The sequence below is a fragment of the Streptomyces sp. NPDC020875 genome (genome assembly GCF_040641415.1).
Lineage (GTDB): Bacteria > Actinomycetota > Actinomycetes > Streptomycetales > Streptomycetaceae > Streptomyces.
The window spans coordinates 1-13,077 of sequence record NZ_JBFADP010000079.1 but is presented as its reverse complement, the minus strand read 5'-3'; the positions used below and the strand labels follow the sequence as shown (position 1 = coordinate 13,077).

Below are 13,077 nucleotides of genomic sequence, written 5' to 3'. Positions count from 1 at the left end.
GGGCCTCGTGGAGATCGGTACAGAACATGGGGACAGCCGTGATTCGACCAGTAGAGTGACGAACCGTGACTGCACGACGGCCTTTGAACGAAATTGTCGAACCGGGGTGGGCCAAGGCCCTGGAGCCGGTGGCGGGACGCATCGCCGAAATGGGGGACTTCCTTCGGACGGAAGTCGCCCAGGGGCGGACGTACCTCCCGGCGGGGGCGCATGTGCTCCGCGCCTTCCAGCAGCCCTTCGACGACGTACGCGTCCTGATCGTGGGTCAGGACCCCTATCCCACCCCCGGGCACGCGGTGGGGCTCAGCTTCTCCGTGGCACCCGATGTGCAGCCCGTACCCAAGAGCCTGGACAACATCTTCTGGGAGATGCACAAGGACCTCGGGCATCCCCGGCCCTCCAACGGCGATCTGACGCCCTGGGCCGACCAGGGCGTGCTGCTGCTCAACCGGTCGCTGACCACCGCTCCGCGCAAGCCCGCCGCGCACCGGGGCAAGGGCTGGGAGGAGGTCACGGAGCAGGCGATCCGTGCCCTGGTCGAGCGGGGCAAGCCGCTGGTCTCCATCCTGTGGGGCCGGGACGCGCGGAATCTGCGGCCGTTGCTCGGCCCGCTGCCCGCGATCGAGTCGGCGCATCCGTCGCCGATGTCGGCGGACCGGGGCTTCTTCGGCTCCCGCCCGTTCAGCCGGGCCAATGAGCTGTTGGCGGAGCAGGGGGCGCGGCCCGTCGAGTGGCGGCTGCCGTGACCCCGGGGCCCGGGGATCTCGTCGTCGGGGTGGACTCCGGCGGCTCGGGGCTCCGGGTCGCCCTCGCCAGGACCTCGGCGGACGGGCCGGGACCGGCCGAGACGGTGGTCTCCCGCACCCCGGTGCGCACCGGGGACGCGGGTATCGACGCCGGGCATCTGCTGGAGCAGTTGCTGCCGATGGTCCGCGAGGCCCGGGACCGTACCGGTCCGGGTGGTGCCGGGCCGGTGGCGGCGCTGGCGGTCGGCGCGGCCGGGATGGGCACCCTGGGCGGACGGTTGCGGGCCGAACTGCCCGCCGCGCTCGCCGACGCCCTGGGGGTACGACGGCTGGCGCTGGCCGCCGACGCGGTGACCGCCTACGCGGGCGCCCTCGGCCAGCGCCCCGGCACGGTGGTCGCCGCGGGCACCGGAATGATCGCGACCGGTACGGATCTGACGGCCTGGCGCCGGGCCGACGGCTGGGGCCATCTGCTGGGCGACTACGGCGGCGGGGCGTGGGTCGGCCGCGAGGGCCTGGCGGCGGCCTTCCGCGCCCACGACGGCAGACGCGGCGGCTCACCGGCGCTGCTGGCGGCGGCGGAGCGGGTGTTCGGTCCGGTCACGGGGTTGCCGGGGCAGCTCTATCCCCGCTCCGACCGCCCGGCGGTCCTGGCGTCCTTCGCCCCGGAGGTGGCCCGCCTCGCGGCGGAGGGCGACACCGTGGCGGACGGCGTCCTGAGGGAGGCGGCCCGCCATATCGCCGACGCGGCGGAGGCGGTCTGTCCCGAGGAGTCGGCGGGGGGCGCGGAGATCGCCCTGACCGGTGGCCTGTTCGGGATCGGCGACCCCCTGCTCGTACCGCTCCGCGGGGAACTGACGGCCCGCCTTCCGTACGCCCGTGTGGTCCCGCCCTCGGGAGACCCCTTGTCCGGAGCCCTGCTCATCGCATCGGCCCTGGCCACGGATTCGCTACGGCTGCCACCGGACCCGACGATGCTGTTCCTGACCGGCGACGGCCCTCGGCCCGCCACCGGCCGGGAACCGGCGGGAACCCGGTAACGGCGGGGGCCGGGCCGGTTTCCCCCGCGGACGCGGGGATGTTCCGTCGTCGCCCATGCCCTCGGGCTTCGCGATCGCGGATTCCCCGCAGGCGCGGGGATGTTCCGGATGTGCAGGATATTCCGGGCTCTGCCTTGTCGCCGATGGCGCGGAGGGAGAATTCCCCGCGTTCGCGGGGATGTTCCGGTACGGGATCCGGCTCGCCGGCCGCGCGCCGCTCTCCCCGGACCAGCGGCGCTCCGTTGCCCGGACCCCGGTGCGGTGACAGAGCAGGCACCACGGACATCCCCGTCAAACTCATCGGATAAATACGGACAGATGACGTGTGATGCCCCCTCCCCGAACAGCCTCGGGGGTAAAACCAGTAGCATTCGGCGCCATGAGCTCCCCCACCGGGCCCGCCCCCGGCCTGCCTGTACGAATGCCGCGTCCCCGCCAGTCCGGTCGGCACCGCCGCCCGGAGCCCGTGGCGGCTCCCGAGGGCGCGCCCGCGCTGGTTCTCGCCGTTCCCGGCGCGCCCACACCCCTGGTCAGGGGTCTGGCCGAAGAGATCATAAGCATCGCCCGTTCGGAACTCCCGGGCCTCGACGTCGGTATCGGCTACCTCGACGGTGACGCTCCCGAGGCGCCTCGCGCGCCGGTGGACGAGGGCCCGGCCGAGTACACCCCCGAGGCGGCGGACATCGCCGGTGAGAGCGCCCCCGACAGCGTGGGCGAGGCTCAGGCCGATCCGGCCGGCAGTGTCGGCGGGCCGAATCTGGAGAGCGTCCTCGCCCGGATCTCGGCGCTCCGTACCGAGCGGTACGAGTTCGCGCGCGCGGCGGGCCGCGAAGTGGCCGAGCCCGAGGGCCCGGCGGCCGTCGTGGTGCCGCTGCTGGCCGGGCCGGACGCCCTGCTGATGGAGCGGATCCACCGGGCGGTCGCGGACAGCGCCGCCCAGGTCGAGGTGGCCGATGTGCTCGGCCCGCACCCGCTGCTGGCCGAGGCGGTGCACGTACGGCTCTCGGAGGCGGGGCTCGCCCGGGCCGACCGCGCCCGGCTGTTCACCGTGGCGACGGCCGCCGACGGCATCGTGCTGGCTACCGTGGGCGGCGAGGAGGCGGTCAGGGCCGCCGGGATCACCGGCATGCTGCTGGCCGCCCGGCTCGCGGTGCCCGTGATGGCCGCCGCGCTCGACCAGGAGGGTTCGGTCGCCGCGGTCGCCGATCAGCTGCGGGGCTCCGGTTCGACGCAGCTGGCGCTGGCGCCGTATCTCATCGGCCCCGAGCTGCCCGAAGGTCTGCTGGACGCGGCCGTCAAGGAGTCCGGCGCTCCCGCCGCCGAGGTGCTGGGCGCCTATCCGGCGATCGGCAAGCTGGTGCTGTCGCAGTACACGGGGACGCTCGGCATCACCCCCCAGCCGCAGGGCACGCCCGTCCGCTGAGCCGGGGGCGGGACGCGGGCGACCGGGGGACCGGACGCCCGGTCACCGGTCCCGCGAGCGGCCCGGGCGGGCCCGGCCGCTCGTACGAGGAGCCGGGACCGGTTTCAGGTTCCGGCGGGGGCGAAGACGACACACGAGGCCGCGGGGGCGGGCAGGGAGCCCGCCCGCCGCGGCACTCCCGTCTCCGGGTCCAGATCGAACCAGGTGACGTCGCCGGAGCGCTCGTTGGCGGCGTAGAGCCGTCGTCCGCCGGGGTCGAGGACCAGATCGCGCGGCCAGTGGCCGCCGCAGGGCACGGTGGTGACCAGTTCGACCCGCTCGCGGTCGGGTCCGAGGGTGAGGACGGAGATGCTGTCGTGCCCCCGGTTGGCGACCCAGAGCCGGTCCCCCGCGGGGGCGACGACAACCTCGGAGGGGTACGAGGGGCCTGCCGCGTCCTCGGGCAGGACGGCGGCCTCGCCGACCGGTTCGAGGATCCCGGTCTCCGCGTCCCAGCGGCAGACGGTGAGGGTGGAGACCAGTTCGTTGAGGACGTAGGCATGGCTGCCCGCCGGGTGGAACGCCAGGTGGCGGGGGCCCGTACCGGGCCGCAGGGCGGCTTCGTGGTGCGGTACGAGTTCGCCCGCTCCCGGGTCGAGTACGGCGATCCGGACGGTGTCCGTACCGAGGTCGACGCCGAGGACCCAGCGGCCGGAGGGGTCCGGTACGACCTGATGGGCGTGGGGGCCCCGCTGACGGTCGGGGTCGGGCCCGGAGCCCTCGTACTGGAGTACGCCGGTCACCGCGCCGGGCATCCCGTCGTCGCCGATCGGGAGCACGCTGACGCTGCCGGAGCCGTAGTTCGCGGTCAGCAGATGTCCGCCGACGACGGCCAGATGCGTGGGTCCGGCGCCGCAGACGGGTACCCGGGCGCCGAGCGGCCGGGGCTCGGGGCCCCGGACGTCGAAGGCGGCGACGGCGCCCTCGGCGGTCTCGGAGACGGCGTACAGCACCGGCGTTCCGTCCTGTTCGCCGAGGGCGAGGTAGGACGGGTCGGCGACGGCGTCACCGGCCCCGGTCCGGGTCAGCGCACCGGTCTCCGCGTCGACGGAGACGGCGACGACGCCTCCGCCGCCCGCCGAGGTGAAGGATCCGATGAACGCCCGTCCGGCCCTGCTGTCGCCCACGGCGATTCCTCCCGCTCTGTGTGATCCGCCGACCGGCGAATGAACGTCGAATTCCGGGGCAGACGGTAGCAGCGGTCTAGACCAAGTGTCTGTATGTGCCGTCTCTTGTGGCAAGTGGGGCTGGTGAGACGGAGGGGGTGATCGGGTCCGGTCCGGCGGTCCCTGGCATGCTGGGGCCCATGAGCCATCCCCGTACCCCGGCGGTCCTCTTCGATCTCGACGGCACGCTGGTGGACAGCGAGCCCAATTACTACGAGGCCGGGCGCAGACTGCTCGCGGAGTACGGCGTCGCGGACTTCGGCTGGGAGCGGCATACCGACTTCATCGGGATCGGCACCCGCGAGACGCTGACGGAGCTGCGCTCGGAGTACCGGATCACGGCCCCCGTGGACGAGCTGCTGACGGGCAAGAACCGGCACTATCTTGAGCTGGCCCGGACGTCGACGGCAGTCTTCCCGCAGATGAGGGCGTTCGTGGAGCTGCTCTACACGCGCGGGGTGCCGATGGCGGTGGCCTCGGGCTCCTCACCCGCCATGATCGCGGCGGTGCTGGAGGGCACCGGCCTGGACCGGTTCTTCCCCACGGTCGTCTCGGCCGAGGAGGTCCCGCTCGGCAAGCCCGCGCCGGACGTCTTCCTGGAGGCGGCCCGGCGGCTGGGCGCGGCACCCGGCGACTGTGTCGTCCTGGAGGACGCGCCGCCCGGCGCCGCCGCCGCCCGGGCGGCCGGGATGCGCTGTATCGCGGTCCCGTACGTGGCGGCGACGGCGGACGATCCGGCGTTCGCGGCGGTGGATCTGCTCTACCCGGGCGGGCAGGAGGACTTCAGCGCCCGGGCCGCGTACGACTGGCTTTTCGACGGCTGAGGCCGCGCCCGCGCCCGTGAGGCCGGACCCGGGCGTACCGCACCGCGCGCCCGTGACGATCGGGTCAGCGCTTGACCGCCACGCAGACGTAGACCGGGGTCCCCCGGGTGTCGACCGCGTCGGCCTCGGGTTCCAGGTCCCAGTCCTCCAGCGCCACCAGTCCGGGGTCGAGCAGTTCGAGGCCGTCGACCAGGGCGGCGATCTCGTCCCGGGTCCGCATCCGGAGGACCATCCCGTTGGCCCGGTAGATGCGTTCGACGCCCGCGATGGTCTCCGGGTCGAAGTCCGGCGTCCCGTGCGAGAGCATCAGCGCGCTGCCCGGGGCCAGCGGCTCCAGCAGGGTCCGCAGGAGGGCCCGGGGGTCGGAGTCGTCGCCGACGAAGTGGAGCAGGGCGATCAGGGAGAGGGCGACCGGCTCGCGGAAGTCCAGTACCTCGCGCGCCCCGGCCAGCACCTTCGCCGGTTCGCGGACGTCGGCCTGGATGTACTCGGTCCGTCCGGCGGGCGTACCGCGCAGCAGGGCCTCGGCGTGGCGCAGGACGACGGGGTCGTAGTCGACGTACGCGATCCGGGCGTCCGGGACGATCTCCTGGACCACCTGGTGGAGGTTGGGGCGGGTGGGGATGCCGGTACCGATGTCGAGGAACTGCCGGATGCCTTGGCGGGCCAGCAGCCGGGCGGCGCGGCGCATGAAGCCCCGGTTGCCGTGGGCGGCCTGCCGGCCGCCGGGGAGCAGCTTCAGTACCTGCTGGGCGGCTTCGGCGTCGACCGGGTAGTGGTCCTTGCCGCCGAGGATGTAGTCGTAGATGCGGGCCGAGTGGGCCTTGGCGGTGTCGATGACGACGGCGCCGTCCCCGGGGTCGGTCATGGTGAGGGTCCTCCGTTGGTCGTTCCCGTACGCGTACTCGTGCTCACGCCCGTGCGCTGGAATGTCGGCGCGCCCGGGGGTGTGGTCGTGCGATCCGGGTGACGCGGCACGAGTCACCCGGATGTCCGGTGTGTGGTCGGCCCGGTGTCACCGGCGGCCGGTCCCGGACGCGGCGGTGCCGCGCCCGGCCGGCCGCTCCCGTCGGTTCCACCGGGGCGGGGCTGTCGTCCGGTCAGGAGAGCAGGAAGTCCGCCTCACCGGTCTTGGCGCCCCGGACCACTTCGGCGATGTCGTGCGCGGTGAAGATCAGGGCCGGTCCGTCGGGGTGCTGCGAGTGCCGGACCGCGACGTGTCCGTTGCCCAGTTGCTTCACCTCCACGCAGTTGCCGCCGTTGCTGCCGCTCCAGGGCTTGGTCCAGGCCGTGGCTCCCAGCGTGAGGTCGGCGTGGCTGACGTGGCTCATGGGTCCAGCTCCTTGCGAATGACGTCGAGGAGGCGCAGGGTGTCCTTTCTCGACAGTGCGTATGTGCTCATCTGGTCGAGCGCTTCCCGGTACAGGGCGACCTCGACGGGGTCTTCGCTGTACGTCGCGCGGCTGAGGCTGTCGATGCCGACGACGTCCGGGAGTTCGGGGATCTCGAACCTGAAGACGCAGAACGGTCCGAAGCCCCCGGGGTGCAGTCCGGCGGAGAACGGCGCGATCTGGAGGGTCACGGAGGGCAGATCGGCCACCGCGAGCAGATGCTCGACCTGGTCCCGCATGATCGAGGAGGGCCCGACAGGACGGCGCAGAACCGTTTCATCGACCACCGCCCAGAAGTGCGGGGGCTCCGGGTCGGTCCGGGTCAGCAGGGCCTGCCGCTCCCGGCGGAGCGCGATCTGGCGCTCGACCACCTCGGGCGCCGGGCGCGGCAGTCCGAGGCTGAGGACGCAGCGCGCGTACTCCGGGGTCTGGAAGAGCCCGGGGACGACATGGGGCTCGTAGGACCGGATCCGGCTGGCGCCGCTCTCCAGGCTGACATGGACGCCGAACCAACTGGGCAGAACGTCCCGGTAGCCCTGCCACCAGCCGGAGACATTGGCCTTCTCGGTCAGCTCCAGGAACTCGGCCGCCTCGGCGTCCCTGACCCCGTACAGCTCCAGGAGAGCCTTGACCGTCAGCCACTTCAGAGTGACCTCGGCCCGCTCCATGCGGGTGATCGTGGTGTGGGACTGGCGCAGCCGCCCGCCCACGTCCTGGGCCGAGAGGCCCGCCGCCTGGCGCAGTTGCAGCAGCCGTCTGCCGAGCACCATCTGGAGCACCGTGGGCGCTGATCTCGGCTCACTCACGCCACTGGCCCCTTCCGAAAGCCGGGATCTTTCGGTGCAGTGTGCCATGCCCTCAAGAGCCTGCACAGGACACCCACACGACAGTGCACCGTGCAGAGTGTTCTTGCCAACTTTCGTGACCCGGTCCATAGTTGGCGCAGTGACTCGGCTCACGCGGCAGACCGGCCGCCGGGCACGAGGCGCGGCGACGCCCCTGTCCTCGACCACGGCCGGGGTCGGGCTCCGAGCGGTCCCCTGCTCCCTTCGCGAGTGCGCGCGAAGACACCGCGACGACGGCACCCGGCGCCCGCCCGTTCCAGCTGGTCGCCGCACGGGCCGGGCGTGCCCCCACCGATAGGACTGCCCGTGACGATCGCCGCCGACATCCCTCCCCGGCGTCAGCCGGACGACAGCACCGTCAGTACGTGTTTGTTCGACCTCCCGGCGGACCAGCGCTCCGTCCCCATCGCCCGGCGTCTGACGGAGACGTATCTGGACAGCCGGACGCACTGCGACGAGGACGTCCGGCATTCGGTCACCTTGCTGATCAGCGAGTTGGCGACCAACGCGATCCGGCACACCAACGGGATCCAGTTCCGGTGCCTGGTACGGCTGGAGCAGGGCGCGGTGCGGATAGAGGTGGAGGACCGGGGCGGTTCGCACTCGGTGGTCAGGCCCCGCCGTGCGGCGGCCGACGACGAGTCGGGGCGGGGGCTCCAGCTGGTGGAGTGCCTGTCGAAGGACTGGGGCATGCGGCGCCGGGCCCACGGTCCCGGGTCGGTCGTCTGGGCGGTGGTCGCCGCACACTGAGAGGGCGCGGCCGGGGGCCGCGCCGGATCGGAACAGGGCCGTGGCGGCGTCGTCCGCCGCGGCCCGTGGTGTGTCCGGACCGGAGAGGACCGAATGCGCGGCCGGACCGGGAACGACCGAGGGTGAAGCGTGTCACCGTGCGGAGTCCGTCCGCCGGACGCCCGGTGATATCGGGACACCGTGGGGAGATGTCGTGTTCGAACCTTCGCCGGTTCGGGGGTACGGCACCTCCTCGGGCCGTGAACCGCGCGCCGTAAACCGGGTGTACGGTGCCGCCACCGCCGGGTGATCATGGTCGGGCATCCGACCGACCACCGACGAAGACCGGCGAGGAATCCATGAATCCGCCCGCGGACCCGACCATCCTCCACCCCATGCCGGGCCAGCCCCGGGTGGTACTGCTCAAGCCCCTGGTGAAGTCGCCGCTGATCGAGGTCGGCGAGTACTCCTACTACGACGATCCGGACGACCCGACCGCCTTCGAGACCCGGAACGTGCTCTATCACTACGGCCCCGAGAAGCTGGTCATCGGGAAGTTCTGCGCGCTCGCCACGGGCACGCGGTTCCTGATGAACGGGGCCAACCACCGGATGGACGGCCCCTCGACCTTCCCCTTCCCCACCATGGGCGGCTCCTGGGCCGAGCACATGGATCTGCTCACCGGGCTGCCGGGCCGGGGGGACACGGTCGTCGGCAACGACGTCTGGTTCGGCCACGGCGCGACCGTGATGCCCGGGGTGCGGATCGGCCACGGCGCGATCATCGCCGCCGGTGCGGTCGTGACGGGTGACGTACCGGCGTACGGCATCGTCGGCGGCAACCCGGCCCGGCTGATCCGGACCCGGTACCCCGATGCCGAGGCCGCCCGGCTGCTGGCGGTGGCCTGGTGGAACTGGCCGGCCGAACACATCACCGAGCACATCCGAACCATCATGTCGGGCTCCGTGGCCGAACTGGAGGCCGTGGCCCCGCGGGCCTGACGGCAGCCCCCGGGGGCGTACCGCACGGGCGGGACGTTCCCGGGGCGACGCCACGGCAGCGGGGCCAGCAGGGCACCGAGCGGATACCCGTACCGCTATAGCGCTAAGTTGATTAGCGGTATGATCCGGGTGGCACTCGCCCCCGGAGCCCTCCCGGGCCGCCACTGCCCCGTGTCCGGCCAACAGGAAGCGGGAGGGCTCCCGCGGCTGTGCGCCGAGCCCCGGCGGGTGCGCGCCCCGCGCATTCCGCCGGGGCCGCCCGGCGCCCTGCCTCCGGGCGCACCCGGTCCGTGCGATCGGCGGGGCCCGGCGCCGGTGCCGCGGGGTGGGCCGCTCACCCGTACACCGCGCCCTGCGGCGCCGGTCCGCCGAACGCGAGTCCGGACAGCCACGCGCGGATCACGAGCGGGGCGTACCGGAAACCGGTACGCGGGAGACCGGGTCGGCCGTCCGGCGGCGGTCCCGGTCTCAGCAGGCCACCAGCAGCGGCAGAAAGGGCGCCGTGACACAGGCGAGCAGCACGCCGAACCGGGTCACCCGGCGCGGCCGGGCCTCGGGGGTGAGGATACGGCGCAACCGGATCAGCGCGCCCGAACCGCCCGAACCGCGAGTACTCCCCGAACCGCGGGTAGTCCCCGAACCCCCGGCGCCGAGCGCGGAGCGGGGCGCCCGCCCGGCCGCGACCTCGCACATCGCGGTGGCCAGCGCGTCCCGGGAGTGGCCGCGCAGCGCCCGGTCGTCCGCGATCATCTCCAGCAGCAGGGCGGTCTGCTCCCGGGCGCGCCGGGCGAGCGGCAGGCCGGGAAAGGCGCGGGCGAACGCCTCCGCCGCGAGCCGCACCAGATGGTGCCGTCCCTCGATATGGGCCCGTTCATGGGCGAGTACGGCGCGCAGTTGCTCGTCCGTGAGTCGTTCCAGGGCGCCCCGGGTGACGACGATCCGGCGCTCCCGGCCCGGCAGGCAGTAGACGGCGGGTACGTCGTGGTCGACGACGGTCGCCTCGTAGTCGGCGGCCTCGGCTCCGATGACGGCGAGCAGTCCCGCGTGCCGCCGCCGCTCCCGGCCCGTCCGCCAGGCGGTGGCGGCCAGCCACCCCAGGGGCAGCAGGACGATGGTGGCGGGCGCCATCAGCAGGGCGACGTCGGCGGGTCCGGCCGGGGAATCACCGGGCGGCGCGTCGGCGGCGAGGCCGCAGGCGCTGAGGAGGCCCACGACGCCCTGGTGGACGTGCTGTTCGGCGAGGACCAGGTGGTAGACGGCGAGGGCGGCGGCCACCACGAAGGTGACCGTCAGGCCCTGCCAGGCCAGGACCCCGGCGGTGGGGGCGCGATGGGGCCAGCGGGCCCCGGCGAGGACGTAGGGGACGGCGGCGCCGACCAGGACGGCGTAGGCCGCGAGACCGACGCCCGTGATCACGAGCCGCTCCGCCGCTTGGCGGCGCGCAGCGCCGACCGCAGCGCCTGCACCTCGTCGGCGGAGATCTGCTCCACGAAGCTCAGCAGCACTCCGGCCGGGTCGGGGTTGCCGTCCAGCGCGTCCTGCATCCGGGCCGCCGTGTACTGCTGGCGGGTGCAGGTGGCGCGGTAGACCCAGGCGCGGCCCTCCTTCTCGCGCGCCAGCATGCCCTTGTTGTAGAGGATGTCGGCGACGGTCTTCACCGTGCTGTACGCGATCGGGCGCTTCCGGTTGAGATCGTCGCGGACCTCGCGGGCGGTGGCCGGACGCCCCCAGTTCCAGAGGCGGTCCATGATCTCCGCCTCCAGATCACCCAGCTGTCGCACGCCCGCTCCTCTCGTCGGCGGTCTCGACGCCCCCGCCCTCAGTGGCTGCTCATCGTAGTCGCCGGTCCGGCGGGGTCCGGCGTCCCGGCCCCGCCGTCCGCCGCGGCCTCCGGTCCGCTCGGCTCCCCGGTCGCGGGGGTGGGAACCGGGCAGGCGGAAGCGGTGCGCAGCCGCTTCACCAGGGCGTGGGCGAGCAGGGCGACGGACGCCACGGCGAGTACGGGCTGCGCGGGGGCCCAGTAGGACATCGCGCCGCTCATCCCGAGCGCCAGGACGACCAGCTTGTTGCAGACCGGACAGCCGACGGCGAGTACCGAGAGCACCCCGGCAGCCAGCGCACGGGCGCTCCGCGGCCGGTCGCGGCCGGTGGCCGGGCCGGGGCCGCCCGCGTACGTCCCGGCGAGCAGACCCATCAGGACGGAGCTGACGGCCCAGACCGGATAGTTCCACCAGAGCACCGGGGTCATCCGGCTGTAGAAGGCGGAGGGGACGACCCCGGTCGGTACGCCGATCAGGACCGCCGCGAGCACCGCGGCTCCGGTCGCCACCAGCCACTGCCGCGGGCCCCAGGACCTCAGGCTCATCGCTACTCCTCCGCCGCTCGCCGACACCAGTCGACAAAACCACTCAAGGACACCGCTCACCGGCATCGCGAAGCAGCTTAGTAGAGGGTGGGGTACGGCAGCAGCGGGGACCGGCCTTGGGTATCGTCGGGTGCGGAGGTCACAGTGGTGCGGACGAGCGGGACGAGGAGAACAGCGGGCGCCTGGGCGCCGCTGCTGCTGCTCGTGCTCGCGCTAGGCGTCTTCGCGATGCACACCGTGGGCCATCCCGAGACCGACGCACCCGCCGCAGCCCCCGGACCCGCCTACGGAGTGGCGGCCCCCGCGTCCGGGGACGCCCCGGCCGGACACGGCGGCGGACCGGCCGCGGCGCTCGCCGACCCGGAGCGGGACCGCCCGTCCGGCGGCCACGGCGGCCACGGCGACCCGGGGGATTCCGGCGCCGGGACGGCGATGGACATGCTCGCCCTCTGTGTCGCCGTCCTGGGGACCGCCCTGCTCGCCGCCCTGCTGCGGGCCGCGCTCGGCCGCCGCCCGGACTGGCTCGTACGGCTCCGTACCGGTGCCCTCGTCGTCACCCGCCGGGGCCCGCCGCCCCGCGCCCCCGACCTCGCCGCTCTGTCGATCCTGCGGATCTAGATCCCGTCCGCGACGGGCCGCTCCGGCGTGCCCGCGCGCCCCGGACCACCGATTCCACGGATCGCACAGACACAGCACGAGGTTGTGACATGAAGGACTTCGCACACTCCGGCGCCGCCACGGCGGACGCCGTCACCACCGACACCACCGGGACCGGCGCCGACGCCCCGCGCGGGCCGCGCCGCCGCGCCCTGCGCCGTACCGCCGTCGTCTCGGCCGTCGTCGCGGCGGGGCTGCTGCTCGCCGCCTGCGGCGACGACGGCGACGACATGGCCGGGATGGACCACGGCAAGAAGGACTCCTCCGCTTCGGCGTCCGCGGCGCCCGGCGGGGACGGCAATCCGGCCCCGGGCGCGTTCAACGACACCGATGTGATGTTCGCGCAGATGATGATCCCCCACCACCAGCAGGCGCTGGAGATGTCGGCACTGGCCGAGGGACGGGCGAAGGACGGCGACATCATCCGGCTGGCGAAGGAGATCTCCGCCGCCCAGGACCCCGAGATCACCACGATGCGGGCCTGGCTCAAGGCATGGAACAAGCCCGAGTCGGCCGGCGACCACGGTTCGCACGGCTCCGGCGGCGGGGCCGCGATGGACGGCATGATGACCGGGGAGCAGATGGCCGCCCTGAAGGCGGCGAAGGGCACGGACTTCGACCGTGAGTTCGCCCGGCTGATGATCGAGCACCACAAGGGCGCCATCACCATGGCCGAGGAGGAGCGGGCCAAGGGCCGCAACGCGACAGCGAAGAAGCTCGCCGCCGAGGTCGTCCGGACCCAGCAGGCCGAGGTCGACACCTTCCAGCGGCCGGTACGGCTGACGAGCTGGCCGGACGCGGTGGAGGCGATCAGCAGCCCGAGCACCATCGGCAGCATGTGCACGCCGGAG

14 protein-coding genes and 1 pseudogene are annotated in these 13,077 nt (G+C 73.5%); 8 read left to right on the top strand and 7 right to left on the bottom strand.

The genetic code is table 11. From position 1 onward, the window contains the following. Positions 1 to 65: 65 nt before the first annotated feature. From AB0G74_RS31490 to AB0G74_RS31480, 3 genes are all read left to right on the top strand, one after another. Complete coding sequence (locus AB0G74_RS31490) at positions 66 to 746, top strand: uracil-DNA glycosylase (protein ID WP_361153259.1); 681 nt, start codon at positions 66 to 68, stop codon at positions 744 to 746. After that, a complete protein-coding gene (locus AB0G74_RS31485) occupies positions 743 to 1,786 on the top strand; it encodes a BadF/BadG/BcrA/BcrD ATPase family protein (RefSeq protein ID WP_361153258.1) in 1,044 nt (347 codons plus the stop codon). The genes AB0G74_RS31490 and AB0G74_RS31485 overlap by 4 nt, the downstream gene beginning before the upstream one ends. Positions 1,787 to 2,165: 379 nt before the next feature. Beyond that, on the top strand, positions 2,166 to 3,209 hold the full coding sequence (locus AB0G74_RS31480; RefSeq protein WP_361153255.1) for a hypothetical protein: 1,044 nt from the start codon (positions 2,166 to 2,168) through the stop codon (positions 3,207 to 3,209). Positions 3,210 to 3,313: 104 nt separating this feature from the next. On the opposite strand, the gene AB0G74_RS31475 is transcribed toward AB0G74_RS31480, so the two are convergent. Continuing rightward, positions 3,314 to 4,375 carry a lactonase family protein gene (locus tag AB0G74_RS31475; protein ID WP_361153253.1) on the bottom strand — a complete coding sequence of 354 codons (1,062 nt, stop codon included), beginning with the start codon at positions 4,373 to 4,375 and terminating at the stop codon, positions 3,314 to 3,316. 179 nt (positions 4,376 to 4,554) lie between these two features. Between AB0G74_RS31475 and AB0G74_RS31470 the strand changes: the two genes are divergently transcribed. Continuing rightward, on the top strand, positions 4,555 to 5,238 hold the full coding sequence (locus tag AB0G74_RS31470; protein ID WP_361153250.1) for an HAD family phosphatase: 684 nt from the start codon (positions 4,555 to 4,557) through the stop codon (positions 5,236 to 5,238). Positions 5,239 to 5,302: 64 nt separating this feature from the next. On the opposite strand, the gene AB0G74_RS31465 is transcribed toward AB0G74_RS31470, so the two are convergent. The 3 genes from AB0G74_RS31465 to AB0G74_RS31455 all read right to left on the bottom strand — a co-directional run bounded on the left by AB0G74_RS31465 (position 5,303) and on the right by AB0G74_RS31455 (position 7,435). Further along, positions 5,303 to 6,106 (bottom strand): SAM-dependent methyltransferase, encoded by an 804-nt coding sequence (locus tag AB0G74_RS31465; protein WP_361153247.1) that lies wholly within the window; start codon positions 6,104 to 6,106, stop codon positions 5,303 to 5,305. A gap of 232 nt (positions 6,107 to 6,338) precedes the next feature. Continuing rightward, positions 6,339 to 6,569 carry a DUF397 domain-containing protein gene (locus AB0G74_RS31460; protein ID WP_361153245.1) on the bottom strand — a complete coding sequence of 77 codons (231 nt, stop codon included), beginning with the start codon at positions 6,567 to 6,569 and terminating at the stop codon, positions 6,339 to 6,341. Next, positions 6,566 to 7,435 (bottom strand): helix-turn-helix transcriptional regulator, encoded by an 870-nt coding sequence (locus tag AB0G74_RS31455; protein WP_361153243.1) that lies wholly within the window; start codon positions 7,433 to 7,435, stop codon positions 6,566 to 6,568. The genes AB0G74_RS31460 and AB0G74_RS31455 overlap by 4 nt, the downstream gene beginning before the upstream one ends. 345 nt (positions 7,436 to 7,780) lie before the next feature. Here AB0G74_RS31455 and AB0G74_RS31450 point away from each other — a divergent pair, with 345 nt between their 5' ends. Together AB0G74_RS31450 and AB0G74_RS31445 are read left to right on the top strand one after the other, a co-directional pair. Next, entirely contained in the window at positions 7,781 to 8,224 is a 444-nt protein-coding gene (locus tag AB0G74_RS31450) for an ATP-binding protein (protein ID WP_361153240.1), read from the top strand. A gap of 338 nt (positions 8,225 to 8,562) precedes the next feature. Next, entirely contained in the window at positions 8,563 to 9,204 is a 642-nt protein-coding gene (locus AB0G74_RS31445; protein WP_361153237.1) for a CatB-related O-acetyltransferase, read from the top strand. 468 nt (positions 9,205 to 9,672) lie between these two features. Here the strand turns inward: AB0G74_RS31445 and AB0G74_RS31440 are convergent, their stop codons facing one another. Genes AB0G74_RS31440 through AB0G74_RS31430 form a run of 3 tightly spaced genes read right to left on the bottom strand, consistent with a single transcriptional unit; the run spans position 9,673 to position 11,569 of the window. Then, positions 9,673 to 10,620, bottom strand: a complete 948-nt coding sequence (locus tag AB0G74_RS31440) for a M56 family metallopeptidase (RefSeq protein ID WP_361153234.1) — start codon at positions 10,618 to 10,620, stop codon at positions 9,673 to 9,675. After that, positions 10,617 to 10,985: a BlaI/MecI/CopY family transcriptional regulator gene (locus tag AB0G74_RS31435; protein WP_358827966.1), complete on the bottom strand. Its 369-nt coding sequence runs from the start codon at positions 10,983 to 10,985 to the stop codon at positions 10,617 to 10,619. The genes AB0G74_RS31440 and AB0G74_RS31435 overlap by 4 nt, the downstream gene beginning before the upstream one ends. A gap of 38 nt (positions 10,986 to 11,023) precedes the next feature. After that, positions 11,024 to 11,569, bottom strand: coding sequence for a hypothetical protein (locus AB0G74_RS31430; protein WP_361153231.1), 546 nt, complete (start codon positions 11,567 to 11,569; stop codon positions 11,024 to 11,026). A gap of 144 nt (positions 11,570 to 11,713) precedes the next feature. Here AB0G74_RS31430 and AB0G74_RS31425 point away from each other — a divergent pair, with 144 nt between their 5' ends. Continuing rightward, on the top strand, positions 11,714 to 12,187 hold the full coding sequence (locus tag AB0G74_RS31425) for a hypothetical protein (protein ID WP_361153228.1): 474 nt from the start codon (positions 11,714 to 11,716) through the stop codon (positions 12,185 to 12,187). Positions 12,188 to 12,276: 89 nt separating this feature from the next. Next, a pseudogene (locus AB0G74_RS31420) lies at positions 12,277 to 12,933 on the top strand (DUF305 domain-containing protein); the annotation flags it as partial. Between the last annotated feature and the right edge of the window lie 144 nt (positions 12,934 to 13,077).

Bases quoted from the DNA above. Each gene is read 5' to 3' on its own strand.
- AB0G74_RS31480 (WP_361153255.1), top strand. From the start codon at position 2,166: ATGAGCTCCCCCACCGGGCCCGCCCCCGGCCTGCCTGTACGAATGCCG.
- AB0G74_RS31470 (WP_361153250.1), top strand. From the start codon at position 4,555: ATGAGCCATCCCCGTACCCCGGCGGTCCTCTTCGATCTCGACGGCACG.
- AB0G74_RS31465 (WP_361153247.1), bottom strand. From the start codon at position 6,106: ATGACCGACCCCGGGGACGGCGCCGTCGTCATCGACACCGCCAAGGCC.
- AB0G74_RS31460 (WP_361153245.1), bottom strand. From the start codon at position 6,569: ATGAGCCACGTCAGCCACGCCGACCTCACGCTGGGAGCCACGGCCTGG.
- AB0G74_RS31445 (WP_361153237.1), top strand. From the start codon at position 8,563: ATGAATCCGCCCGCGGACCCGACCATCCTCCACCCCATGCCGGGCCAG.
- AB0G74_RS31430 (WP_361153231.1), bottom strand. From the start codon at position 11,569: ATGAGCCTGAGGTCCTGGGGCCCGCGGCAGTGGCTGGTGGCGACCGGA.